This window comes from Acinetobacter sp. A3, from assembly GCF_012371415.1.
In the GTDB taxonomy this organism is placed as follows: domain Bacteria; phylum Pseudomonadota; class Gammaproteobacteria; order Pseudomonadales; family Moraxellaceae; genus Acinetobacter.
In genome coordinates this window covers 115,178-141,398 of record NZ_JAAZQW010000001.1, presented here as the reverse complement: position 1 = coordinate 141,398, position 26,221 = coordinate 115,178, and the positions used below count along the sequence as shown (strand labels likewise).

Genomic DNA, 26,221 nt, shown 5'->3' with positions numbered 1-26,221 from the left:
TAAAATTTTTTGTATTTGTTAAACTAACGCCGACAAAACCAACTAGAGCTTAATGGATGTCTAAAACTCGCGTAATTTATCCGGGCACTTTTGACCCGATTACTAATGGTCATATTGACTTAGTGACACGTGCTGCAAAAATGTTTGATGAAGTCGTGGTCGCGATTGCAATTGGACATCATAAAAACCCAATTTTTACTTTGGAAGAACGTGTTGAATTGGCACAAGCCTCTTTAAAACATTTGCCAAATGTTGAGTTTGTAGGCTTTGATGGTTTGCTGGTCAATTTTTTCCGTGAGCAAAAAGCCACAGCTGTTTTACGTGGGTTACGTGCGGTTTCAGATTTTGAATATGAGTTTCAATTGGCGAATATGAACCGTCAATTAGATGGCAAGTATGAAGCAGTTTTCTTAACGCCGTCAGAGCAATACTCGTTTATCTCATCTACGTTGGTTCGTGAAATTGCACGCTTAAAGGGAGATGTGACCAAGTTTGTATCTCCAGTCGTGGTCGAAGCATTTGAGCGTAAACTGCAACAAGGTTGGTAGCGTGTCTTTATATATTACCGATGAATGTATTAACTGTGATGTCTGTGAGCCTGTATGCCCGAATGAGGCGATTTTTATGGGCGAGTTGATTTATGAAATCAACCCAGCCTTATGCACTGAATGTGTTGGGCATCATGATCAGCCACAATGTCAGTTATTTTGTCCAGTCGATTGTATTCCGCTCGATCCGCTGCATGTGGAAACACAGGAACAATTAATGGAAAAATATAAAAAACTAATTGCTCAAAAAAGCGCAAGCAATTAAGTCATAACTTTGCTAAGATGCGCCTTCGAAGTGAACCAGACGATCGCTGCTGTGGAGGTCTCCGTGACTAAAGCAGGGGAGGAAAGTCCGGGCTTCATAGGGCAGGGTGCCAGGTAACGCCTGGGCGGCGTGAGCCGACGGAAAGTGCAGCAGAGAGTAGACCGCCTTCGTATGGTTTCTTTTTCGGAAGAAATTGAAGGTAAGGGTGAAAGGGTGCGGTAAGAGCGCACCGCATGGCTGGTAACAGTTCATGGCATGGTAAACCCCACCAGAAGCAAGACCAAATAGGAATCCTGAGGTACGGCCCGTACTGGATTCGGGTAGGTCGCTTGAGCGTATGAGTGATTGTACGCCTAGAGGAATGATCGTTCTTGACAGAACCCGGCTTATCGGTTCACTTCACTAAATTTTAAGCAATAGTTGTGTGATAATGCTTGACGTCTATAGCATTACAGCAGATAATGCGCGCACAGTTTTTGGCTATGTAGCTCAGTTGGTTAGAGCACCGCACTCATAATGCGGGGGTCACAGGTTCAAGTCCCGTCATAGCCACCATTTTTCAGACCACGTTCACTAACGTGGTCTTTTTTTATCTTTAAAATTTACCTGTGCAATCTATGTTGTTGGTGTCGAGCTGAATTTGCATTTGCAGGTTTTGAATATGTTGCCAGTTGGCTTGCTGATCAGGATAGCTAAAAATTTTGGCATCTATCTGATTTAACTTTTTCAGTGAAATATGTTGTGATGCGCAATAACGTCCCACCGCACGCTCATAGGCCAATTGCTGCTGGGCTTCAGGACTGAGACGATCTGCAGTAAGAATCTTTTGCTGACCTTTGGCATAGGCCACCAATACACGTTTGTCAGCAAAGCTGTAGCTCATTTTTGAGTTGATATATTGTGCTACGTCGCGGCGTACACCGTTGTAGTCGACCAAAATAGGCCCAACGACCTGACATGCACCTAAGCTCAAAGCTAAGCCTGCAACAGCAAGCCATTTAAAACGAAGAGTACAAGACATAGTATTTTCTCTGGTCATTTGCATAAATTTTGCAGTAAATATGAATGATAATCCGTAAGAAAAAGGTAAATTGTCTAAAAACTAATAAATTGAAAAGTATTTGTTTAAACTGTGAGCGTTTGTAAATTAAAATACTTGACGATACAGGGCTAAGTTTAGATAATGCGCACACAGTTTATGGCTATGTAGCTCAGTTGGTTAGAGCACCGCACTCATAATGCGGGGGTCACAGGTTCAAGTCCCGTCATAGCCACCATTTTTATAGACCAAGCTCTCAGCTTGGTCTTTTTTTATGTCTAAATTTTATGATGCGCTTTATTGCCCCTGTTCTTAAAATACAGGCAATAAAAAACCAAGCCTTCGCTTGGTTTTTTACGCTTCTGTTTAAGCCGTAGTTTCGCTTAAATTCCAGGTTTCCAGCCATTCACCAATGGGTAACGACGTTCACGACCAAATGCACGTGAACTGATACGTGGTCCTAAGGCACCTTGGCGGCGCTTATATTCATTGCGATCGACCAATTGAATCACTTTCTCAACCATTGCGCGTTCAAAGCCTTTGCCAATAATATCTTCTTGGCTTTGGTCTTCTTCAATGTAGGCATACAAAATTGCATCCAAAATTTCGTACGGTGGTAAAGAGTCTTGGTCTTTCTGATCTGGGCGCAATTCTGCAGAAGGTGGGCGAGTAATCACACGTTCTGGAATAACAGGGGCGTCAGCAATACTGTTACGGTATTTTGCCAGTTCAAATACAATGGTTTTATACACGTCTTTGAGTACGGCATAACCACCGACCATATCGCCGTATAAGGTGCAATAGCCAACAGCCAGTTCAGATTTGTTGCCTGTAGACAGGACTAAGTTACCAAATTTGTTGGAAAGCCCCATCAAAATCGTACCGCGTGCACGGGCTTGTAAGTTTTCCTCAGTTGTGTCACTTGGGCTATTACCAAAGAACGGATACAGGGTTTGCATGAAGCTATTTACTACAGGGTGAATTTCCGCAATACCGAAGGTTACGCCTAAAGCTTTGGCTTGCTCTGCCGCATCTTCAACACTGATTTGCGCTGTATAAGTATATGGCATCATTACCGCTTGTACTTTGTCTGCGCCAATGGCATCGACTGCAATTGCAAGTGTAAGTGCTGAGTCAATACCACCCGATAAACCTAAAATAACCCCAGGGAAGCCTGAACGTTGAACATAGTCACGTGTAGCTAAAACCAAGCCTTGGTAAATTTCTGCCAATGTATCTAAAGCGGGGCTAATCTCTGCAGTTTTAAAGTGTTTCTGAGCAGCGTCATATTCAGCATAGAATACACCTTCCTGATACGTCGGTGCTTGTAGTGCAACATCGCCCGCTTGATTGATCACGAAGCTGGTACCATCGAAGATTAAATCATCTTGACCGCCCACTTGGTTCACATACACGACATTTAAATGGAGTTGCTTAGCCAACTCAGTCATGGTTTGTACACGATGTTGTGGCTTGCCCACTTCATAAGGGGATGCATTGAGCACCAATGCTGTTTCAACATTGAGTTGTGCGAGTTGCTGTACTGTTGGCAGTGCCCATAAGTCTTCGCAAATTAATACGCCAAATTTATGTCCAAGGTATTCAAATACCAGATGCTGATGACCTTCATCGAAATAACGCTTCTCATCAAATACGGCATAATTTGGTAAATTTTGTTTATTATAAATACCAAGAATATTGCCATCTTTCATGACTGCAGCAGAGTTAAAACGCTGACCATCTTCAGTTTCATTCACAAAACCAAAAACTAAAACAATATCTTTAATTTCATGTAATTGTTCAAATGCTTGTTGAGTGCGTTTGTTCAAGCTTGGGCGCAGTAATAAATCTTCTGCTGGGTAACCCAAGAGAGAAAGTTCAGGGAAAATAATCAGATCTGCGTGTTGTTTTTTCGCTTCATTTGCCTGTTCAAGCATTTTTTGCGCATTTGCTTCGAGATTGCCGATGTGTGGAGAGAACTGTGCAAGGGCAATTTTAAAAGATTTCATTTAAATTAAGTCCTATTCCTATAGGTTTAAAATACACATAAATGACTGATTATTATTGTTATAAAAATTTCAGCGCAGTGTATTGTGGATTAAACGACTGCCGAAAGGCACAAATAAAAACCATTTATTATCTAACAGATAAAGATCTTATTTTGCGGTGCAAAAATAGAGACTTTTGCTATTTTATCGTAATTTAGAATAGATGCTAGCATCGAATACACTTTATTCTTGTATGCTGCAGAATATCATTGAAATGTGACAGAATTTTTATGCTATTTATTTGAAATTAATATATTTTAAGATTAGGTTTGTCTGTAGTTTTAAGCCTGATCGCTCAAGTTAAAGAATATTCAGTTAAGTAATTGGTTTTGGTGGATTCAGAATAATATTGTCAATTTTTTTCAGGAAAATATCTTTAGCGATGTCGCCTTGTTGTTCAATGTTATAGGCAAAAAAAGGCTTGTTTGTAGTCAATTGATAGCGATATGGATTGTACTGTTTAAAGCTTAAATAATATGCCGTTTGTAAGAGTGCGCCATGTAGCAAGACATTGATTTTCTGTTGATATTGCAAGACATGCGCCATTTCGTGAATAAAAATGGCTTGATAGCCTAAATGTGCTTGAGTGTAGTCTGAACGGTAATGCAAATTACGCACATGAATATCACCACAGGGTGCCATAAATATATGTTGTGGTTGCCAAGGTAAATAGGGGTGATTCATGACTCTGACTTTGCTGTAGTCAATTAAATGACCGAACACAGACTGGCATAGCTGTATTTCTGCAGGTGTTAAGTAGCGATATTTAAACTGCGCAAGTTTTAAAAAACGCATGAGCAGACTTAAAAATAAGAAATGCAGTTGCAGCATGTAAATTGATCATGAAAGGCTGATATCAAAAATATAGCGTAAATTGGCTGATGACCCAATCTAATTATCTTGTTTAAGTCAAACTACCAAGGCTTTACATTATGGCGAGACAAATATTCAAAAATAAAAAAACCACCCGAAGGTGGTTTTTTGAGTCGTACTCGTTTTACAAGGTACAACGCAAACCGAATTAACGGTTGATGTCGCGTTGAGTGTAACCTGTGTAAAGCTGACGTGGACGACCGATTTTGTAAGGACCGCTGTGCATTTCTAACCAGTGGCTGATCCAGCCTACAGTACGTGCAAGAGCGAAAATTACAGTAAACATTTCTGTTGGGATACCAATCGCTTTAAGGATGATACCTGAGTAGAAGTCTACGTTAGGGTATAAGTTACGCTTGATGAAGTATTCATCAGATAACGCAATACGCTCAAGTTCCATTGCAAGTGCAAGTTGTGGATCGTTGATACCTAAGTCGTTAAGAACTTCGTCACAAGTTTGCTTCATTACTGTTGCACGTGGGTCGAAGTTTTTATAAACGCGGTGACCGAAGCCCATAAGCTTCACTTCTTTAGTCTTCACTTTTTCCATGAAGTCTGCAACGTTTTCTACAGAGCCGATTTCGTCAAGCATCTTAAGAACAGCTTCGTTCGCACCACCGTGAGCAGGACCCCAAAGTGCAGAAATACCTGCAGAGATACATGCGTATGGGTTAGCGCCAGTAGAACCAGCTAAACGTACAGTTGAAGTAGACGCGTTTTGTTCGTGGTCAGCGTGAAGCGTGAAAATACGATCCATAGCGCGTGCATGAACAGGGTTAACTTTGTAGTCACGGTCTGCTGGTGTAGCAAACATCATGTACAAGAAGTTTTCTGCGTAGCTTAAGTCGTTACGTGGGTAAACGAATGGTTGACCAACTGTGTACTTGTAGCTCCAAGCCGCTAAAGTAGGAATCTTCGCGATTAAACGAATCGCTGTGATTTCACGGTGGTTAACATCTTCGATGTCCAAATTGTTGTGATAGAACGCAGATAACGCACCAACAACACCAACCATGATTGCCATAGGGTGAGCATCACGACGGAAACCGTTATAGAAACGCTTAACTTGGTCGTGAACCATAGTGTGGTTGCGAACTTTTGCGTCAAAATCAGCTTTTTGTTCAGCTGTTGGAAGCTCGCCATTTAATAATAAGTAGCAAGTTTCTAAGTAGTCAGCTTTAGTTGCCAATTGGTCAATTGGGTAACCGCGGTGTAAAAGAATACCTTTGTTACCATCAATAAATGTGATTTTAGACTCGCAAGACGCTGTTGCCATAAAACCAGGATCAAAAGTAAAGTGACCTGCCGCCAACACATCCTTAACGTCAATTACATCTGGGCCTAATGTGCCGCTGTAAATTGGTAATTCAATTTCTTTTCCATCAAGCTGTAATACGGCTTTTTTGCCAGTTGCTTCAGACATTCAATAGATCTCCTGTCCTGGTGAATGTTGATCTGACTCGAAGTATCAATCTTTTAATGCGCAAGTCAGACGGATTAAAAATTTGCTCTAAGATTAGAGAGTACTGAAATTTTGTCAATTATACTTATGGATTAAGTAGACGACTGTTTGCAGAAAAAGCCGAAAAAATTCCAGTAAAAAAATCAATAAAATCACAGCACAGCCGCAGTATCATAAGTCAAAATTTGTTGGATGTGCAGAAAAAAATCATCGTTTGGGATTAATTGTAAGCAATTTTAAATAATGGTTTTGCTGTGGTGATTCTGCGGTGGGTTGCAGCCCAAAACTTAAATTTATCTAATTCTCATAACTTACACGTTTTTGCATAGGCATCAGGTAGGTTTGTCTTTTGGATACAGGCTGCAAGTCGGGTATTTAAAATAGATGTTAATTGATCAAAAAATGACTGATTAAACTCAGAAAAAATTTTAGGAATAAGCATTTTTTGGGCAAAAGAATATGGGGTTCTGCATAAGATTAAGAGTTTCTTGTTTTGTGTAATATTGGAAAATACTGGATTAAGTCATTCTTTCGCATGATGATTATGGTAAAAAAGGTAGATTGGTATTTAGAGCGGACGCTGAATATAAGTTTGAGAAATAGTCTGGGTTGTAAACCTTGTAATCGGGGAAATATAAAACAGTCTAAGTCTGTTGATTATAAATAAATAAAAGTTATCCGAGTGTGAGTAAGCCAATAATTGTTGCTTTGCAGCAACGTATCACAGCTTTAACAGTAAAAGATGCGAGTGTCCGATAAAGCTGTGTGCTCAATGTTTGTAGACACGAATAGATATGATAGAGAGTAAGGTGCAAATTTATCTTTAGTCTAAATATTCTAAATAGATATAAAGCTATATATAGAGCCTATTGCTAAATAAATTGTATAAAAACATTGTGTTATAAGTATGATTGTAATTTAGTTAAGCAGGTTGTTGCTTCTTATTGTTGTTAATGATTCTTATTTAAAGGATTTTTGGCAAAAAAGCCGAGCTGTGTTGTTTGTATTTTGACAGTTGACGTTTTATAATTCAGTGTCGTTTTAAGGTTAGGCATGAATTTGCCTGACAATGCCAGCTTTCCTTCGAATTTATTCCAACAAACTCCGGATGGAGTTTTTACTTACAGGATGCCCGCTGTGAAAAGCAACAGACCTGTCAATTTGTCCATGGGTCAAGTTTTAGAAGTAAACTTAAAATCGCCCGTGGCTATTGCATCAATTCTACACCGTCTTTCTGGTGTCATCGTATTTTTACTCGTACCGGTACTTTTATGGTTGTTAGACAAGTCATTGTCTTCACCTGAAGGTTTTGCTCAAGTTCAAGAAATTTTTAACGGTTTCTTTGTGCGCTTTATCGTATGGGTATTTGTAGCCGGCTTAATTTATCACTTCATTGCTGGTATTAAGCACTTACTTGCTGACCTTGGTTTTGCAGAAGAACTGCAAAGCGGTCGCATTGCAGCTACTATTTCATTGATCTTGTCTGCAATTGGTATCGTTGCAGCATTTGTATGGATTGTAATCTAATGAAAAGTGCTACAGGTTTAACGGGTTCAGGTTCTCGCGATTGGTATATCCAACGTGTTAGTGCTGTAGTTCTTGCTGTTTATACCGTTGTGGTATTTGGTTGGATTCTTCTTAACGGTGGATTCAACTTTGAACAGTGGTACGGCTTTATGATGACATTACCAATGAAGATTATGTCTTTATTGGCAGTCTTATCTCTTGTTGCACACGCTTGGATTGGCATGTGGCAAGTATTCACTGACTATGTGACTACTCGTCAAATGGGTCCTTCAGCTTCAGGTTTACGCCTAGTGCTGACTTCAGCAGTGATTATTGCTGTTTTTGCATACGCAATCTGGGCTATCCAGATTTTCTGGGCGAATTGATAGGAAAATATCATGGGCGCGATTAACCCTAAAGAAGATTATACAAATATTCCACACCAATTTTTTGACGCAGTCATCGTTGGTGGTGGTGGTTCAGGTATGCGTGCATCTTACCAGCTTGCTCAAGCGGGTTTGAAAGTTGCGGTACTGACCAAAGTATTCCCAACACGTTCGCACACTGTTGCGGCGCAAGGTGGTATTGGTGCATCTCTTGGTAACATGCAAGAAGATAACTGGCACTACCACTTTTATGACACAGTAAAAGGTTCTGACTGGTTAGGCGACCAAGACGCGATCGAGTTCATGACGCGTGAAGCGCCACAAGTGGTTTATGAATTAGAACACTTGGGTATGCCATTTGACCGTAACGCAGACGGTACAATTTACCAACGTCCATTCGGTGGTCACTCTGCAAACTACGGTGAAAAAGCTGTGCCGCGTGCATGTGCTGCAGCTGACCGTACTGGTCACGCACTTCTTCACACGCTTTATCAAAGCAACGTGAAAATGGGTACTCAATTTTTCGTTGAATGGATTGCTCTTGATTTAATCCGTAACGAAGCAGGCGATGTACTTGGTGTTACAGCAATTGACCAAGAAACTGGCAAAATTGCAGTATTCCAAGCGAAAGCGACATTATTTGCTACAGGTGGTGCAGGTCGTGTTTACCGTGCATCTACAAACGCATATATCAACACTGGTGACGGTCTTGGTATGGCTGCTCGTGCGGGTATTCCATTACAAGATATGGAATTCTGGCAGTTCCACCCTACGGGTGTTGCGGGCGCAGGCGTATTGTTAACGGAAGGCTGTCGTGGTGAAGGTGGTATCCTTCGTAACGATTCAGGCGAGCCGTTCATGGAGCGTTATGCACCAACTTTGAAAGACTTGGCGCCACGTGACTTCGTATCACGTTCTATGGACCAAGAAATTAAAGAAGGTCGTGGTTGTGGTCCAAACAAAGACTACATCTTGCTTGATATGACGCACTTGGGTGCAGACACCATTATGAAGCGTCTTCCATCTGTATTCGAGATTGGTAAGAAATTCGCGAACGTTGACTGTACAAAAGAGCCAATTCCAGTAGTACCGACCATCCACTATCAAATGGGTGGTATTCCAACAAACATTCATGGTCAAGTGGTTGTGCCAGAAAGCCGTGAAACTCAAGAGTTGGTTGCGAACTACAACGCAGAAACTGATACTTATACAACAAACTCGGGCGACCGTGATTTTGCTAAACCAGTAAAAGGTTTCTATGCAATTGGTGAGTGTTCATGTGTATCCGTACACGGTGCAAACCGTTTAGGTACAAACTCATTGCTTGACTTGGTTGTATTTGGTAAGGCTGCTGGTCAGCACATCATTGAGTATGTTACTAAGCAACACGATGGTGAGTATGAACCACTTCCAACAACTGTTCTTGAAAACACTGTGAACCGTATTCGTAAACTTGACGAATCAACTTCAGGTGAAAACGCTCAAGAAGTTGCAGATACGATTCGTAACATCGTTCAAGATCACGCAGGTGTATTCCGTACTTCAGCATTGCTTGAAGAAGGTGTTAAACAAATTCTTGCGCTTGAACCACGTGTTCGCAACATTCATTTGAAAGACAAATCTAAAGTATTTAACACTGCGCGTGTAGAAGCTTTAGAAGTTGAAAACTTATATGAAGTTGCTAAAGCGACATTAATCTCAGCTGCTGCACGTAAAGAATGTCGTGGTGCGCATACGGTTGTAGACTTCGAGTTACCACCAGATCACCCAACTTATTCTTATGGTCGTCGTGATGATGAGTGGATGAAGCACACCTTATGGTTCTCTACAGATAACCGTCTTGAGTACAAACCAGTACGTTACAAGCCGCTTACTGTAGCTGCTATTCCACCTAAACCACGTACATTCTAATTGGGAGAAGTAAGATGAGTAGAGGTACTCGTACATTTAATATCTACCGCTACGATCCTGATAAGGATAAAGCACCGTACATGCAAACTTTTAAGCTTGAATTGACTGATAAGCACCGTATGTTGCTTGATGCGCTTCTTGCATTGAAAGTACAAGATGAAACTTTAACGTTCCGTCGTTCATGTCGTGAAGGTATTTGTGGTTCTGATGGTGTAAACATCAACGGTAAAAATGGTTTAGCGTGTCTTTGGAACCTAAACGACTTACCAGAAGTGATTACGATTCGTCCACTTCCAGGTCTTCCAGTAATTAAAGACTTAGTTGTTGATATGAATCAGTTCTACGATCAGTACAACAAGATTCATCCATTCTTGATCAACAACCAGCCTGCGCCTCCAAAAGAGCGTTTACAGTCTCAAGAAGATCGTGAACACCTTGATGGTTTGTATGAATGTATTCTTTGTGCATGTTGTTCAACTTCATGCCCATCATTCTGGTGGAACCCAGACAAGTTCTTGGGTCCTTCAGCATTGTTGAATGCATACCGCTTCATCATTGACTCTCGTGATACTGCAACTCAAGAGCGTTTGGCTCGTCTTGACGACCCATTCTCATTGTTCCGTTGTAAAGGCATCATGAACTGTGTGTCTGTTTGTCCGAAAGGTTTGAACCCGACGAAAGCAATTGGTCACATTCGTAACATGTTATTAGACCAAGCTGGCTAAGCGAGCTAAGGTTGAAAAAAAAGCACATCTTTGGATGTGCTTTTTTTATGGCTTAATATTGCTGTAAAAGTAAAATAATAACGAGGTGTGTTTTTTAATATCGAACATATAAACGTAGTATGCAAAGAAGTGATTAAAAAATGAGTGCTTGATATTTTTTAGGTATAACTGCTGGATTAATAGACAAAAACCGATAAAAGGCGACTAAAGTTGCACACAATTGTAATCCAGTGCTGCTATTTTGTTGTAAAGCATAGGCAAATGCCAAGATTAGCTGCAATATTTGTTTTTAGATGTTATCATTTAACGTGTAATTGAGAGGGCAGATTGAGAGATGTGCTCTCTTTTCTTTTATCTAAAATAGTGGGGTTGGACTTTGGTCTAAATTGCTTCTGTTTTTTAAATAAAGCACCATATATTAGATGAAAATAGAATCACTGTATTTCGCCAATTTATAGGAGGTATGTGTCAAAAAAATCAATTGGTTTATGAGATCATGTTACGATTAATGAACCGCTATATTTAAAAAATATTGAAATTTTGTACATTTTATCAACATTTTAACGCTGTTTAGTGTGCTATTTAATCAGACTAAAAGCATAAAAGTCGGGTTAGAAAAGCGAAGTGTGTGAACTTCATTTTTCTAAAACGATTTTGCAAAAAATTGCTCGGCTTGGGTCGAGTATATAGATGAGTGATGATGCCAATGAGGGCGTTATGATTCATAAATGACATTGGGTTTTCCTAATGTAGTGATAACGCCTCATGACATTTGTCAACTGGGGACTAATGTCATGTTACCAATTTGACATTATCAATCATGGGTTTTGCTTAAAAAGCATCCTGGAAAATGTTTTTGCAATAGGAAATGGGTCCACAAATGCAAGAAGTTGCTGACGCACTGCGTCTTGACACTGAACTTTCCGCTGATAGTGCAGCGTATATTGAAGAACTTTACGAGCATTATTTGACGTCACCGGAATCAGTCGGTGCTGATTGGCGTGAATATTTCGATAAATTCCCGAAGGGTGATCAACCACACAGCAATGTACGTGAGCAATTCCTTTTATTAGGTCGTAATTCAAATCGCGTTCAAGCCATTGTTCAAGGTTCAGTGAGTTCTGAACACGAACAACGTCAAATTGGCGTGTTGCAACTGATTGCAGCTTACCGTAACCGTGGTCACCAAAAAGCAAAATTAGATCCATTAGGTTTGGCAAAACGTGAAGACGTGCCAGATTTAGATCTTGCTGCGCATGGTTTAACCAAGTCAGATTTAGACACGGTATTCCACACAGGTAACTTGGCGATTGATAAAGCTGAAGCGACCCTAGGTGAAATGGTTGAAGCTATGCAGTCAATCTACTGCGGTTCAATTGGTGCAGAATACATGCACATTGTTGATACCAAAGAGAAACGCTGGATTCAACAACGCTTAGAGAGCGCACGCGGTAAATTTACGTTCACTGCAGACCAAAAGAAACACGTACTTGAGCGCTTAACAGCAGCTGAAGGTCTAGAAAAATATCTAGGTAACAAATACGTGGGTGCAAAACGCTTTGGTGTAGAAGGCGGCGAATCATTTATCCCAATGGTCAACGAAATTATTCAACGTGCAGGTGCTGTAGGTTGTAAAGAAGTTGTGATTGGTATGCCACACCGTGGTCGTTTGAACCTGCTTGTGAATATCATGGGTAAAAACCCAGCAGACCTATTTGGTGAGTTCGAAGGTAAGAGCTTGCACAAAAAAGGTTCGGGTGACGTGAAATATCACCAAGGTTTCTCATCTAACGTGATGACACCAGGTGGTGAAGTGCACTTGGCACTTGCGTTTAACCCATCACACTTGGAAATTGTTGGTCCAGTGGTTGAAGGTTCTGTTCGTGCACGCCAAGTACGTCGTAAAGACATTGGTGGTGATGACGTATTGCCATTAATCGTACACGGTGACGCAGCATTTGCAGGTCAAGGTGTTAACCAAGAAACCTTCCAAATGTCACAAACTCGCGGTTATACCGTAGGTGGTACAGTTCACATTGTGATTAACAACCAAGTTGGTTTCACAACATCTGACCCACGTGACGCGCGTTCTACAGAATACTGTACTGACATTGCAAAAATGATTCAGGCGCCAATTTTTCACGTGAATGGCGATGACCCTGAAGCTGTTATTTTTGTATCTCAATTGGCACACGATTTCCGTCACACATTCCGTAAAGACGTTGTGATTGATTTGTTCTGCTACCGTCGTCGTGGTCACAACGAAGCTGACGAGCCAGCAGCAACTCAGCCGATGATGTACCAAGTGATTAACAAAAAGACCACAACACGTACTTTATATGCTGACCAATTGGTACAAGAAGGTGTGTTGGATCGCGCTGCGGCAGATCAAATGGTTGAAGACTACCGTTCTGATTTGGAAGCGGGTAATCACGTTGCGAATGCGTTGGTACTTGAGCCAAATACCAAAATGTTTGTAGATTGGTCTCCGTATTTAGGTCATGACTATACAGACGTTTGGGATACGACTTTCCCGGTTGAGCGTTTGAAAGAACTTGGTCAAACCATGCGTAAACTTCCAGAAGGTTTCGTGATGCAGCGCCAAGTTGCAAAAGTGATTGATGATCGCTTAAAAATGCAAACAGGTGAAATGCCACTGAACTGGGGTGCAGCTGAAACTTTAGCTTATGCAACTTTGTTGGATGAAGGCTATTTAGTTCGTTTGACTGGTGAAGACGTAGGTCGTGGTACTTTCTCACACCGTCATGCGAAATTGCACAACCAAGTTGATGGTAAAACTTATATTCCGTTATGCCATATCAAAGAGAACCAACCACGTGTTGCAATCTACGACTCATTATTGTCTGAAATGGCAGTATTGGCATTCGAATACGGTTATGCAACGACACTTCCAAAGAGCTTGATCATTTGGGAAGCACAATTTGGTGACTTCGCAAACTGTGCTCAAGTGGTGATTGACCAGTTCATCTCATCTGGCGAAACCAAGTGGGAGCGTGTGTGTGGTTTGACTATGCTACTTCCACACGGCTTTGAAGGTCAGGGTCCAGAGCACTCATCTGCACGTTTAGAGCGTTTCTTACAGCTTTGTGCGGAAGAAAACATGCAAGTGATGACACCAACAACACCTGCACAGATTTTCCACGCTTTACGTCGTCAGGCGATTCGTCCAATCCGTAAGCCAATGATCATCATGTCGCCGAAGTCTTTACTTCGTCACAAGTTAGCTGTGTCTAGCTTGGATGAGCTTGCAACTGGTACATTCCAGACTGTGATTGATGAAACTGATAACATCAACAAGTCAGACGTGACTCGTCTAGTGCTATGTGGTGGTAAGGTTTATTACGACTTGCTTGAAAAACGTCGTGAATTAGAATTGAACAACACTGCAATTGTTCGTATTGAACAGTTGTACCCATATCCAGAACAACGTATTGCTGAAGTTCTTGCTTCTTATCCAAACGTGAAAGAACTTGTTTGGGCTCAAGAAGAACCGAAGAACCAAGGTGCTTGGTTATTCATCGCGCCACGTTTATATGATGACGTAATGAAAACTGGTAAACAGATTCGTATTAGTTATGCGGGTCGTGAAGCATCTGCAGCACCAGCGTGTGGTTCACCATATTTGCATGCAAAACAACAAGCTCAGCTCATCAATGACGCGCTTGCGATCGTAGCTGAATAACAGGAGATTCGAAGTAATGGCAACCGAAATTAAAGCACCGGTATTTCCAGAGTCAGTTGCAGACGGTACGATTGCAACTTGGCACAAACAACCAGGTGAAGCAGTATCACGTGATGAAGTGATCTGTGACATTGAAACCGATAAAGTTGTTTTGGAAGTAGTCGCTCCTGCAGATGGTACGATCTCTGTCATCATTAAAAACGAAGGCGACACCGTTCTTTCTGACGAAGTAATTGCTCAATTTGAAGCTGGCGCTGTTTCTGGTGCGGCTCAAACTCAAGCAGTTCAGTCTGAAGGTCAGGTAGAGCAAGCTGCAGCACAAACTGAAGCGGGTGCTGCACCTGTTGTTGAGCGTGCACAACCTGTTGCTGACCAAGCGCCAGCAGTACGTAAAGCCTTGACTGAAACAGGTATCAATGCTGCAGACGTAGCGGGTACAGGTCGTGGTGGTCGTATCACTAAAGAAGATGTTGCAAATCATCAAACTAAACCTGCTGCTGCAGCTGCGCCATTAAGCGTTGCGGTAGGTGAGCGTATTGAGAAACGTGTTCCTATGACACGTTTACGTAAGCGTGTTGCTGAGCGTTTACTTGCAGCGACTCAAGAAACTGCAATGTTGACTACGTTTAACGAAGTGAACATGAAGCCAATTATGGAAATGCGTGCACAATATAAAGATGCGTTTGAAAAACGTCATGGTGCACGTTTAGGCTTTATGTCTTTCTTCGTGAAAGCTGCAACTGAAGCATTGAAACGTTACCCAGCAGTAAACGCTTCTATTGATGGTGAAGATATCGTATATCACGGTTACTACGACATCGGTGTAGCGGTTTCTTCTGACCGTGGTCTAGTGGTTCCTGTATTACGTGATACAGACCGTATGAACTACGCTGAAGTTGAAAACGGTATTCGTGACTATGCTTACAAAGCACGTGACGGTAAGTTGGGTATTGAAGACATGACTGGCGGTACATTCACCATTACTAACGGTGGTACTTTCGGTTCATTGTTATCTACTCCAATTCTAAATACGCCACAAACTGCAATTTTGGGTATGCACAAAATCCAAGAGCGTCCTATGGCGGTTAATGGCCAAGTAGAAATCTTGCCAATGATGTATTTAGCGCTTTCTTATGACCACCGTTTAATTGATGGTAAAGAAGCTGTAGGTTTCCTTGTAACAATCAAAGAATTGTTAGAAGAACCAGCTAAACTCATCCTTGACCTTTAATTCTAAAGAATAAATCAGTGGGCTTGGAGCGATCCTCTAAGCCCATTTTTGGAGATAAAAATGTCTCAACAATTTGATCTTGTTGTTATTGGCGGTGGCCCAGGTGGTTATGAAGCGGCAATTCGTGCTGCACAACTTGGTTTTAAAGTTGCGTGTATCGAAAAACGTATTCATAAAGGCAAACCATCTTTAGGTGGTACATGCTTAAACGTGGGTTGTATCCCATCTAAAGCATTACTTGATTCTTCACATCGTTATGAAGATACAGTGCATCACTTGGCTGATCACGGTATCACCACAGGCGAAGTACAGTTTGACCTTGCAAAACTTTTAGCACGTAAAGACAAAATCGTTGACCAATTGACTGGCGGTATTGATCAGTTATTAAAAGGTAACGGTATTGAGTGGTTAAAAGGTACAGGTAAATTACTTGCTGGCAAGAAAGTTGAGTTTGTTTCTCACGAAGGTGAAACTCAGGTTCTAGAGCCTAAATATGTCATTCTTGCGACAGGTTCTGTACCAGTTAACATTCCTGTAGCGCCAGTAGATCAAGACCTGATTGTTGATTCAACAGGTGCACTTGAGTTCCCTGAAGTACCTAAGCGTTTAGGTGTGATTGGTGCAGGTGTCATTGGTCTTGAGCTTGGTTCAGTATGGCGTCGTTTGGGTGCAGAAGTTGTAGTATTTGAAGCAATGGATGCATTCTTACCAATGGCTGACAAAGCATTGGCTAAAGACTACCAAAAACTGTTGACTAAGCAAGGTATGGACATCCGTATCGGTGCAAAAGTTGCAGGTACTGAAATTAACGGTCGTGAAGTTACAGTTAAATATACCCAAGGCGGCGAAGACAAAGAACAAACTTTTGACAAGTTAATCGTTTGTGTAGGTCGTCGTGCTTATGCAGAAGGCTTATTGGCTGATGACTGTGGTATTAAACTGACTGAACGTGGTTTAGTTGAAGTGAACGATTGGTGTGCAACTTCTGTTGAAGGTGTATATGCAATTGGTGACTTGGTGCGTGGTCCAATGCTTGCACATAAAGCAATGGAAGAAGGCGTGATGGCTGTTGAGCGTATTCATGGCCATGCTGCACAAGTGAACTACGATACCATCATTTCAGTGATTTACACACACCCTGAAGCGGCGTGGGTAGGTTTAACTGAAGAGCAAGCCAAAGAAAAAGGTCATGAAGTGAAAACTGGTCAATTCGGTTTCGCTGTAAATGGTCGTGCTTTAGCTGCTGGTGAAGGTGCAGGCTTTGTGAAGTTTGTAGCAGATGCAAAAACAGATCGTCTATTGGGCATGCATGTAATTGGCCCTGCAGCGTCTGACATTGTTCACCAAGGTATGATTGCCCTTGAATTTGTATCTTCAGTTGAAGATTTACAATTAATGACATTTGGTCATCCAACTTTCTCTGAAGTAGTGCATGAAGCTGCTTTAGCGGTGGATGGGCGTGCGATTCACGCGATTCAGCGTAAACGCAAATAACACTAAAAAGAGCGGCTTAGGCCGCTCTTTTTACATTTGATGGTTGTGTTTGTGGGAATAATCATCTAAAAATAAAGAGCATAGAAAATAGCACCACCATGGAAGACCAAGATCAAACCCAGATTTGATGCGGGTGGTGAGAACTGAATAAAAGAAGTAGTAAAAGGTTAGTCAATGAATTTACATGAGTATCAAGCGAAAGCGCTATTAAAAAAATATGGCATGCCTGTTCAGGAAGGAATCTTGGCCACGACAGCAGTAGAAGCTGTGCAAGCTTTTGAGCAACTGGGCGGAAAATTTGCCGTAATGAAGGCGCAAGTACATGCGGGTGGCCGTGGTAAAGCGGGTGGTGTAAAAGTGGTGAAATCTGCACAGGAAGCTGCAGACTATGCCAATGAAATTATTGGTACACGCTTGGTCACTTATCAAACTGATGCTTATGGTCAGCCGGTAAACAGTATTTTGGTTGCAGAAGATGTCTATCCTGTAGAGCGCGAATTGTACTTAGGTGCTGTGGTAGATCGTTCAAGCCGTCGTGTCACCTTTATGGCATCTACCGAAGGTGGGGTTGAAATTGAAAAAGTCGCAGAAGAAACCCCTGAAAAAATTATTAAAGTAGAAGTCGATCCATTGGTGGGGTTATTGCCATTTCAGGCGCGAGAAGTTGCTTTCGCCTTAAAACTAAAAGATAGCCAAATCACTCAGTTTGTAAAAATTATGACTGCGGCTTATCAGGCATTTATTGATAATGATTTTGCATTGTTTGAAATTAATCCACTTTCAGTGCGCGAAAATGGTGAGATTTTATGTGTCGATGCTAAAGTCGGAATTGACTCTAATGCGTTGTACCGTTTACCTGAGGTATTGGCGCTGCGAGATAAGTCACAAGAAAATGAGCGTGAATTGCGTGCTTCAGAATTTGACCTGAACTATGTAGCTTTGGAAGGCAACATTGGCTGTATGGTCAATGGTGCGGGCTTGGCAATGGCAACGATGGATATTATTAAGTTGTATGGTGGCCAGCCTGCGAACTTCTTAGATGTAGGTGGTGGTGCAACCAAAGAGCGTGTGATTGAAGCCTTTAAAATTATTTTGGCAGATCACTCAGTCAAAGGCGTGTTAATCAATATTTTTGGTGGAATTGTACGTTGTGACATGATTGCAGAAGCAATTATTGCAGCGGTTCAAGAGGTAAATGTTACTGTGCCTGTGGTGGTTCGTTTAGAAGGAAACAACTCAGAGCTAGGTGCTAAATTACTAGATGAATCAGGATTAAAACTTATTTCTGCAAATGGCTTGTCCGATGCTGCAGAAAAAATTGTTGCTGCAGTGAAAGCTTAAGGAGAATCAGGCATGAGCGTATTAATTGATAAAAACACCAAAGTATTGGTTCAGGGTTTTACGGGTAAGAACGGGACTTTTCACTCAGCACAAGCACTCGACTATGGCACGAAAGTGGTGGGTGGGGTCACGCCAGGTAAAGGTGGTCAAACACATTTAGAATTACCCGTGTTTAACACTATGAAAGAAGCGGTACGTGAAACAGCTGCAGATGCATCCGTGATTTATGTACCAGCACCATTTGTTCTAGATTCGATTGTGGAAGCTGTAGATTCAGGCGTAGGTTTAATTGTCGTGATTACAGAAGGCGTGCCAACCATCGACATGCTCAAGGCTAAGCGCTATTTGGAAACCAATAGCAATGGAACACGTTTAGTTGGGCCGAATTGTCCAGGCGTGATTACACCAGGCGAATGTAAAATTGGCATTATGCCAGGACATATTCATCAACCAGGCCGTATTGGAATTATTTCACGTTCAGGTACGCTGACGTATGAAGCGGTAGCTCAAACTACAAAACTTGGACTTGGACAATCGACTTGTATTGGTATTGGAGGGGATCCAATTCCAGGAATGAATCAGATTGATGCTTTAAAATTATTCCAAGATGACCCAGATACTGATGCCATTATTATGATTGGTGAGATTGGCGGAACGGCAGAAGAAGAGGCTGCTGAATATATTCAGTCCAATGTCAGCAAACCTGTAGTGGGTTATATTGCAGGTGTGACTGCACCAAAAGGCAAGCGTATGGGGCATGCGGGTGCAATTATTTCAGGCGGTAAAGGCACAGCAGAAGAAAAGTTTGCTGCCTTTGAGCGAGCGGGAATGGCATATACACGTAGTCCTGCAGAATTAGGTTCTACCATGCTGCAAGTACTTAAGGAAAAAGGTTTGGCTTAAGCTAAATTTCGGCAATCTAATTAACAGATCATTCAATCATTAGATTGCCTATTAAGCAGAACATAATGATCGATTTAATCCCCGTAAAAGGGGATTTTTTATGTGTGAAAGCGTGCAATAATTGAAATATAAAGTTTTTTTAATCAATTAATTAAGTAAAAATTATGTAATAAGTAATATTTTATAAGGCTCTAGACTAACATATCTATTCTGCTAGTCTAGAGCCTCAAAAATAGTACGATCCAAATTTGGGTCGTATTTTTTTGCATGTCGAATTAAATCTAAATAGAATTTTTTGTGATCTTTAGCTTGTTCCATATAGGGCATGGCCATAATTGCGTTGTAATCATAATAACGGTAGGTACTTGGCATGGATTGTGAAAACCACTGTTCGCTTTGTGGTTGAAGCACCACAGGTGCATACATGTTCCGAGCAACCAATAAATTCGGTTGGTATTGCTTTAAAACTTGGGTGATGCCCGCAGCCAATTGATCCAAGTACGCAGTTTTGTGTTTGGCTAAACGTCCCTGCAAAGGGTGTCGAATATTGTTGAAAATTCGTTTTGAAAAGCCCCATTCTTGATAGTACTTACGTGCCGAAGCCGAAGAGTCTTCATAATCTGACAAGGTAATATCATCATGGTACAGCACACCATCTACAGGGTTGTGCTGAATAAAATCACGGAAAATATCGACAATAATTGCCAAGTTTTTCTCTTCAAAAGGAGAAAGGCGAATATAGCCTTTTTGACCGCCTTGACGATGTTCTACATAGTTTAAATCTTGAGCTTTGGGTAATTCCCAAGCCAGCATTGGTAGCCAAGCATAGACTTGTTGAACCTGAGTTTTATCACGAATGAGTTGATGCACCTGTTGAAACAAATTGTCCCGTACTGGCACATGGCGGTTCTCAAAATAAACCTGATCGGCTGAACCATTGGCATCTGGGTCGGCAAAAGCCTGCAAAAAAATGGTATTGGGTTGAATAGCATTAATGCGCTGAATTAAGGCTTGTATATTTCGCTTTTGTTGGGCTTTGTCGCTGTCAAACACATAATCTAAATCAATGTGCATGATGCGCATTTTTGCAATGTGATGCTTGTGCAGATTAGGTTTATGTGAATTTGTGTTAGGCAGTTTTAGCGGCTCATGCAAAACATACTGAATAGGGTGGTCTGGTATCACCACCAAGGCGTGTACTTGTGCGTAAGTGGAAATCGTCATCAAGAGTCCAATTTGACTGATACGCTGAATAGTTCGGATGAGTCCAGACATAAATAAGGGCATCACATTTAAAGCTGTACAACAGAATAGAGTTACTTTAATTGGAATACCGTTGGCTTCAAGTAGAATTTTGCAATGATGCTGTTGAGTCCTGTATTACCTCTAATAAAGAGTCAGTTGTGATGTATACAATTTGCTAAAAGTTTAGGTATATGCAGGTATCAAGGCGATAATTCAGACAAAAAAATACGCAATGATTGGGGTGATCATTGCGTAGGAACTACGAATCTGCATACACAGTTTCGGTAAAGGAGAAATGTTATGAAATTAGGATTGCTCCTAAAGCATGTGATTATCATAAGCAAAACCTGAATACTTTTCCTCAGTATTCGAGTTACGTGATGTTAAGTAACGTAACTAATAAGTGTTTTGTGTGAGTAAAATAACGAGATTTTGAAGGTTTTGCAGAAATAAAAAAGCCTCTAATTTTAGTAAATTAGAGGCTTTGTGTTTAAATAATACGTGATAAAACAGGTGTTTAGGGGAGTTGATTTAGAAGCGGAAAACGCCTAATCCAGCTTTCACTTCGTCTAAAGTTTGCTGAGTAATATCACGGCATTTGTCTGTACCCGATTTCAAAATGTCCATAATGTAATCTGGGTCTTTTGCCAACTCGATACGACGTTCACGGATAGGGCCAATCAATTCTTTTAAAATACCTTCTAAACGCTTTTTCACGGTACCATCGCCCAAACCACCACGACGATAATGCGCTTTCAGTTCTTCAAGCTCTTCTTTATTGGTGTCAAACGCATCTAAATAGGTAAATACCACGTTGCCTTCAACCTGACCTGGGTCTTCAATACGCAGGTGATTCGGGTCGGTGTACATGGCATTCACCGCTTTTTTAATGTCTTTGTCGGTGGCGTCTAACACAATGGTATTGCCCAAAGATTTAGACATTTTAGCTTTGCCATCAAAACCTGGTAAGCGACCCACATTAGACAATAAAGCCTGACATTCAGGTAACAGGTCTTGTCCAATCTGACGATTCACACGACGTACAATTTCATTGGTCTGTTCAATCATTGGAATCTGATCTTCGCCGACTGGCACTACAGTCGCTTTAAATGCAGTAATATCGGCTGCCTGTGCCACAGGGTAGCAGAGGAAACCTGCAGGAATATCACGCTCAAAACCACGCATCTGAATTTCAGATTTAATGGTTGGGTTGCGCTCTAAACGTGCCACAGTCACGAAGTTTAAATACAACATGGTGAGTTCGTTTAGCGCAGGCAAACAAGATTGCACGCAAATGGTGGTCTTGGTTGGGTCAATGCCTACAGCTAAATAATCGGTAGCAACTTCAATAATATTACGACGTACTTTTTCAAAGTTATCGGCGTTATCGGTCAGGGCTTGAGCATCGGCAAGTAACAGATGTTGATGATGCGAGTCTTGTAAACCTACACGTGAACGTAAAGAACCCACAAAGTGACCTAAATGTAGCTGTCCAGTCGGACGATCGCCCGTCAAAATCACAGGACGATTATCTTGATTACTCATTTTTTATTCCAAGTCGTATCTACGACATCTATGTACCGATGAATTGCTACATTGTAAGGCATAACATTTTTCAATGTCACTTCCTTAAACAGATTGAATTGAATTCGTTTAAAAAATTAATGAAGTAAATACAGAGTTTATTTGCGTACAGTTTTAAAATAGATAGAAAATCGCATAAGGATAACAAAGCAATGGCGAGCAGCTTATTACTTTTATTAGATGACATTGCAACCGTTTTAGATGATGTAGCCGTCATGAGTAAAATGGCTGCTAAAAAAACAGCAGGGGTATTGGGTGATGATCTGGCATTGAATGCGCAGCAGGTCAGTGGTGTGCGTGCAGATCGTGAGTTACCTGTAGTGTGGCGGGTAGCTAAGGGCTCTTTTGTTAATAAATTGATTTTAGTACCGTTGGCACTGCTCATTAGCGTGGTTGCCGCATGGTTGATTAATCCATTATTGGTCATTGGTGGGTTGTTCTTAAGCTATGAGGGTGTTGAAAAGATCATGCACACCCTACAGCACAAAAAAGCAAAAACTGCCGCAGAAGCGCAATTAGAATTGATTCAGACTGAGCAAGACCTTGCTCGTTTTGAAAATGAAAAAATTAAAGGTGCAGTGCGTACTGACTTTATTCTATCGGCTGAAATTGTGGTGATTTCATTAGGTACAGTCGCAGCCGCCAGTTTCTTAACCAAAGTGACCGTATTAAGCGTAATTGCCATTGCCATGACCGTTGGGGTCTATGGCTTAGTTGCATTTATTGTCAAAATTGATGACATTGGTTTACATCTGACTGAACAACCATCTAATTTTAAACAACGTATTGGTCGTGGCTTATTGGCATTCGCCCCGATATTAATGAAAACTTTGTCGGTTGTTGGGACTGCTGCCATGTTTTTAGTGGGTGGTGGTATTATCAATCATGCTATTCCATTTGTGCACCATTTCACAGAAGATACAGTAGAGTATGTTCAAGACATCCCAACTATGGGCAGCATTGTAGGGGCTGTAACGCCAACCTTAATGAATTTTGCGGTGGGTATTTTAGCGGGTGTATTGGTTGTGATTGTGGTTACACTGATTCAAAAAGTATGGCCAAAGTCTAAACAGAGTCAATAAGCCCTGCTTCAAGACTTAGACTATATTTAGAATGAACTATCATTCAAAAAATTGAGAAAGGATAAGAATAATGCGTTGGAAAGGTCGTCGAGTTAGTACGAATGTAGAAGACCGCCGTGGTGGCGGTGGAGCAAAAGCGGGCGGTATCAGTATCTTGGGCTTGGTGGTGGCCTTTGTTGCATGGAAGTTCTTTGGGGTCGACCCTCAATCTGCTTATCAGGCAACTAAGCAAGTCACCTCACATGCACAAAGTGCTGAAACCAAAGGTTTAGATAACCCAAGCCCTGAGCAGCAAGAAGCCATTGAGTTTGTAGGTACTGTTTTGGCAGATACTGAAGACACCTGGTCACAAGTGTTTCAGCAGCAGTTAAATAGCCAATATATTCCACCTAAACTGGTACTGTTTACGGGCGTGGTGAATTCGGGTTGTGGTACTGCACAATCTGCCATGGGGCCATTTTATTGCCCTGCCGATCAAAAAGTATATATTGATACTTCATTCTTCCAAGCCATGCGTCAGCAAATGGGGATTGGTGGAGAGCAAAATCAGACTGAACTTAGCCGAAACGATCAGGCTGGTGATTTTGCACAAGCTTACGTGGTGGCACATGAAGTTGGACATCATATTCAAACTATTTTAGGCATTTCTGAACAAGTGCATAAAGCACGTCAGCAAGTCAGTGACGTGCAGGGCAACCAGCTTTCAGTTCGTCAAGAATTACAGGCAGACTGTTTATCGGGTGTGTGGGCGCATCACAACCATCAACGTACTCAATTCTTAGAACAGGGCGATATTGAAGAAGCGATGGACGCTGCACATAAAATTGGGGATGATTACTTGCAAAAACGTGCACGTGGACAAGTCGTACCTGATAGCTTCACGCATGGTACTAGTGCGCAGCGTGTGCAATGGTTCCAAACAGGCTTAAAGTCAGGCTTGATTAACGATTGTGACACCTTCAATGCCGCAATATAAGTGACTTAAACTTGTATGATTATGATAAAAGGAGTGATTGATTCACTCCTTTTTCTTTTTAACAATTGCAGGAAATCAGGCTGTTTATGAAGCCAAATATTTCTACTACAAAATCCAGTGATGAATTAGCACAGCAGATTTTAGCCGTGGTGTGTCTAATTCCTAAAGGGCGTGTAGCAACTTATGGACAAGTGGCGGCATTGGCAGGTTTACCCAAACATGCGCGATTAGTGGGTTATGTCTTAAAGCATTTGTCAGCAGATCATCAAGTACCGTGGCATAGGGTGATTAATGCACAAGGCAAAATTAGCCTAAGTAAGTTGAATGCTCAGGGTGAAAATGTGCAGGCATTAAAGCTAATGGCTGAAGATATAGTTGTGCTGGAAGGTAGGGTAAATTTAAAACAATACCAATGGCGACCTTGAGTCGTTGAAGAAACAAGAGGGAAGAAAGTAAAGGTTAAGCAGATGAATTATTATGCAGTCAGGAAAGCGATTTAAGGAAATTGTTGAAATGAAAAACAGTATAGTTTTGAGTGCATGAAGATGTGAAAAAGAAAGAAAAAGCGAAAAGTTCCCCATTTCCGTAGAAATGAGGAACAAGAAACTTATTGGCGTACCACAAGTACAGGTGTTGTGCCTTCGCTTAAAATGCTTTGAGCAACACTACCTAAGAATAATTTTTTCAAGCCAGTACGACCATGAGAACCGATCACGATTAGGTCAGCATTTAACTCTTTAGCAGCATTGCTAATTTCACGTGCAATGACTTGACCTTCAAGTAATTTAGTTTCAGCTTCAACACCTTGCTCAGTGAATTTTTGTTTCGCCTCTTCTAGCGTTTTTACGATAGAAGCACGCGCACGTTCAATTAAGTCATTGGTTTGGTTTGCTGTGATGTATTCTGCAGCAATGTATGGGTCAAGAGTAAGTACTTGAACCACAGTAATTTTACTACCAAATGCTTTTGCAAGTTCAGCAGCTTTTGCAACAGCAGCAAAAGAAGTTTCAGAACCGTCCACTGGTACGAGGATGTTTTGGTAAGCCATGAGTGTTTCTCCTTATTGTAATTTCAATACTTTAATAAAATATTCGCTCTGAGTCCTGTCTTATCTTACGCTGAATTCATAGAGAATAAAACCCAGTAATTTCATAAAGATAATTGAGTGCTGTAAGTCCTTATTTCACCTTAATTTAGCATGAAATTATGACGCTGTGCTTGAAATTCAACTAAAGTTTTAGTCCTTATTGTTGTGCTGATTTTTAAAAAATTCCACCAGTTTTTTAACATCATCTGTCTGCAATTGTTCTCGTATTTGTAGCAGATATTTTTCATCTAAATCATACAGTTTTAGTGCCAGAATGTCGGAAATTTCAGCTGCATTAAAACGGTATTTAATCACTTTAGCAGGTACGCCTGCCACAATGGCATAAGGTGGTACATCTTGCGTAACCACTGCACCTGTAGCCACAATTGCACCTTCACTCAGTTCAACCCCTTGCATAATCATGGCACGACTGCCAATCCAGCAACCATCACCAATTTTAGTATCACCTGCGGCAACAAAGCTGCGAGTATCAAACGGAAAAGCCGCAATCCAGTCACTGCGATGCAATTGATTGCCGCCCATCATAATCACACATTCCGCACCAAAGCAGACAAAATTACCAATATAGAGCTGATCAATTGGTTTTTCTGCTGTGGCGGGTTTGTCGTGCAAATAACGCACTACACAACGCTCAAAGCCTTGATCCCAATAAGCTGAATAATACGAGTAATTGCCTTTAATATGGATATTCGGATTTTTTACAGTTTTGGAGATAAACTCAAATTCGCACCAGTGTTTAACAGGGGAATTAATCAGCGTTTCAGACATGGTGTATGTGTAAAAAATTAATG

General features: G+C 41.2%; 22 protein-coding genes, 2 tRNA genes and 1 other RNA gene. 17 read left to right on the top strand and 8 right to left on the bottom strand.

Going from position 1 to position 26,221, the window contains the following annotated elements; genetic code table 11:
• Window positions 1-56: 56 nt before the first annotated feature.
• The 4 genes from coaD (at window position 57) to HHA42_RS00640 (ending at window position 1,368) form a co-directional block, all read left to right on the top strand.
• Complete coding sequence (gene coaD, locus HHA42_RS00655) at window positions 57-548, top strand: pantetheine-phosphate adenylyltransferase (protein ID WP_168418035.1); 492 nt, start codon at window positions 57-59, stop codon at window positions 546-548.
• 1 nt (window position 549) lies between these two features.
• A complete protein-coding gene (locus HHA42_RS00650) occupies window positions 550-813 on the top strand; it encodes a YfhL family 4Fe-4S dicluster ferredoxin (RefSeq protein ID WP_168418036.1) in 264 nt (87 codons plus the stop codon).
• A gap of 27 nt (window positions 814-840) precedes the next feature.
• An RNA gene (gene rnpB, locus HHA42_RS00645) (RNase P RNA component class A) lies at window positions 841-1,218 on the top strand.
• Between the two features lie 73 nt (window positions 1,219-1,291).
• A tRNA-Met gene (locus HHA42_RS00640) sits at window positions 1,292-1,368 on the top strand.
• A 40-nt stretch (window positions 1,369-1,408) separates the two neighbouring features.
• Here HHA42_RS00640 and HHA42_RS00635 read toward each other — a convergent pair.
• A complete protein-coding gene (locus tag HHA42_RS00635) occupies window positions 1,409-1,834 on the bottom strand; it encodes a hypothetical protein (protein WP_168418037.1) in 426 nt (141 codons plus the stop codon).
• Window positions 1,835-2,013: 179 nt separating this feature from the next.
• Here HHA42_RS00635 and HHA42_RS00630 point away from each other — a divergent pair.
• Window positions 2,014-2,090 (top strand) — tRNA-Met (locus HHA42_RS00630).
• Between the two features lie 145 nt (window positions 2,091-2,235).
• Here the strand turns inward: HHA42_RS00630 and HHA42_RS00625 are convergent.
• The 3 genes from HHA42_RS00625 to gltA form a co-directional block, all read right to left on the bottom strand.
• A complete protein-coding gene (locus HHA42_RS00625; RefSeq protein ID WP_168418038.1) occupies window positions 2,236-3,861 on the bottom strand; it encodes an NAD+ synthase in 1,626 nt (541 codons plus the stop codon).
• A gap of 354 nt (window positions 3,862-4,215) precedes the next feature.
• A complete protein-coding gene (locus HHA42_RS00620) occupies window positions 4,216-4,731 on the bottom strand; it encodes a hypothetical protein (protein ID WP_168418039.1) in 516 nt (171 codons plus the stop codon).
• A 190-nt stretch (window positions 4,732-4,921) separates the two neighbouring features.
• Window positions 4,922-6,196, bottom strand: coding sequence for a citrate synthase (gltA, locus tag HHA42_RS00615; RefSeq protein WP_096901013.1), 1,275 nt, complete (start codon window positions 6,194-6,196; stop codon window positions 4,922-4,924).
• A 1,167-nt stretch (window positions 6,197-7,363) separates the two neighbouring features.
• Between gltA and sdhC the strand changes: the two genes are divergently transcribed.
• From sdhC to sucD, 9 genes are all read left to right on the top strand, one after another.
• The gene (gene sdhC / locus HHA42_RS00610) at window positions 7,364-7,762 is read left to right on the top strand and encodes a succinate dehydrogenase, cytochrome b556 subunit (protein WP_143228670.1); all 399 of its coding nucleotides are present in this window, start codon (window positions 7,364-7,366) and stop codon (window positions 7,760-7,762) included.
• Window positions 7,762-8,127: a succinate dehydrogenase, hydrophobic membrane anchor protein gene (gene sdhD, locus HHA42_RS00605; RefSeq protein ID WP_096901012.1), complete on the top strand. Its 366-nt coding sequence runs from the start codon at window positions 7,762-7,764 to the stop codon at window positions 8,125-8,127. The genes sdhC and sdhD overlap by 1 nt, the downstream gene beginning before the upstream one ends.
• Before the next feature lie 12 nt (window positions 8,128-8,139).
• Window positions 8,140-10,038: a succinate dehydrogenase flavoprotein subunit gene (sdhA, locus tag HHA42_RS00600; protein WP_168418040.1), complete on the top strand. Its 1,899-nt coding sequence runs from the start codon at window positions 8,140-8,142 to the stop codon at window positions 10,036-10,038.
• 14 nt (window positions 10,039-10,052) lie between these two features.
• Window positions 10,053-10,763: a succinate dehydrogenase iron-sulfur subunit gene (locus HHA42_RS00595; RefSeq protein ID WP_096901010.1), complete on the top strand. Its 711-nt coding sequence runs from the start codon at window positions 10,053-10,055 to the stop codon at window positions 10,761-10,763.
• 880 nt (window positions 10,764-11,643) lie between these two features.
• On the top strand, window positions 11,644-14,466 hold the full coding sequence (locus HHA42_RS00590) for a 2-oxoglutarate dehydrogenase E1 component (protein ID WP_216075469.1): 2,823 nt from the start codon (window positions 11,644-11,646) through the stop codon (window positions 14,464-14,466).
• A 16-nt stretch (window positions 14,467-14,482) separates the two neighbouring features.
• Entirely contained in the window at window positions 14,483-15,697 is a 1,215-nt protein-coding gene (odhB, locus tag HHA42_RS00585; RefSeq protein WP_168418042.1) for a 2-oxoglutarate dehydrogenase complex dihydrolipoyllysine-residue succinyltransferase, read from the top strand.
• 60 nt (window positions 15,698-15,757) lie between these two features.
• Window positions 15,758-17,191 carry a dihydrolipoyl dehydrogenase gene (gene lpdA, locus HHA42_RS00580; protein WP_168418043.1) on the top strand — a complete coding sequence of 478 codons (1,434 nt, stop codon included), beginning with the start codon at window positions 15,758-15,760 and terminating at the stop codon, window positions 17,189-17,191.
• A gap of 174 nt (window positions 17,192-17,365) precedes the next feature.
• Window positions 17,366-18,532, top strand: coding sequence for an ADP-forming succinate--CoA ligase subunit beta (gene sucC, locus HHA42_RS00575; protein ID WP_168418044.1), 1,167 nt, complete (start codon window positions 17,366-17,368; stop codon window positions 18,530-18,532).
• A 12-nt stretch (window positions 18,533-18,544) separates the two neighbouring features.
• Complete coding sequence (sucD, locus tag HHA42_RS00570; RefSeq protein ID WP_019836778.1) at window positions 18,545-19,435, top strand: succinate--CoA ligase subunit alpha; 891 nt, start codon at window positions 18,545-18,547, stop codon at window positions 19,433-19,435.
• Between the two features lie 213 nt (window positions 19,436-19,648).
• On the opposite strand, the gene HHA42_RS00565 is transcribed toward sucD, so the two are convergent.
• Together HHA42_RS00565 and trpS are read right to left on the bottom strand one after the other, a co-directional pair.
• Window positions 19,649-20,710: a poly-beta-1,6-N-acetyl-D-glucosamine N-deacetylase PgaB gene (locus HHA42_RS00565; protein WP_228278937.1), complete on the bottom strand. Its 1,062-nt coding sequence runs from the start codon at window positions 20,708-20,710 to the stop codon at window positions 19,649-19,651.
• Window positions 20,711-21,211: 501 nt separating this feature from the next.
• Window positions 21,212-22,225, bottom strand: coding sequence for a tryptophan--tRNA ligase (trpS, locus tag HHA42_RS00560; RefSeq protein ID WP_168418045.1), 1,014 nt, complete (start codon window positions 22,223-22,225; stop codon window positions 21,212-21,214).
• A gap of 191 nt (window positions 22,226-22,416) precedes the next feature.
• On the opposite strand from trpS, the gene HHA42_RS00555 reads away from it, so the two are divergent.
• From HHA42_RS00555 to HHA42_RS00545, 3 genes are all read left to right on the top strand, one after another.
• Window positions 22,417-23,346, top strand: coding sequence for a DUF808 domain-containing protein (locus HHA42_RS00555; protein ID WP_168418046.1), 930 nt, complete (start codon window positions 22,417-22,419; stop codon window positions 23,344-23,346).
• 70 nt (window positions 23,347-23,416) lie between these two features.
• The gene (locus HHA42_RS00550; protein ID WP_168418047.1) at window positions 23,417-24,322 is read left to right on the top strand and encodes a neutral zinc metallopeptidase; all 906 of its coding nucleotides are present in this window, start codon (window positions 23,417-23,419) and stop codon (window positions 24,320-24,322) included.
• Window positions 24,323-24,408: 86 nt separating this feature from the next.
• Window positions 24,409-24,747 (top strand): MGMT family protein, encoded by a 339-nt coding sequence (locus tag HHA42_RS00545; protein ID WP_168418854.1) that lies wholly within the window; start codon window positions 24,409-24,411, stop codon window positions 24,745-24,747.
• Window positions 24,748-24,929: 182 nt separating this feature from the next.
• On the opposite strand, the gene HHA42_RS00540 is transcribed toward HHA42_RS00545, so the two are convergent.
• A complete protein-coding gene (locus tag HHA42_RS00540) occupies window positions 24,930-25,370 on the bottom strand; it encodes a universal stress protein (RefSeq protein WP_168418853.1) in 441 nt (146 codons plus the stop codon).
• A 189-nt stretch (window positions 25,371-25,559) separates the two neighbouring features.
• Window positions 25,560-26,198: a CatB-related O-acetyltransferase gene (locus HHA42_RS00535; protein WP_168418852.1), complete on the bottom strand. Its 639-nt coding sequence runs from the start codon at window positions 26,196-26,198 to the stop codon at window positions 25,560-25,562.
• Between the last annotated feature and the right edge of the window lie 23 nt (window positions 26,199-26,221).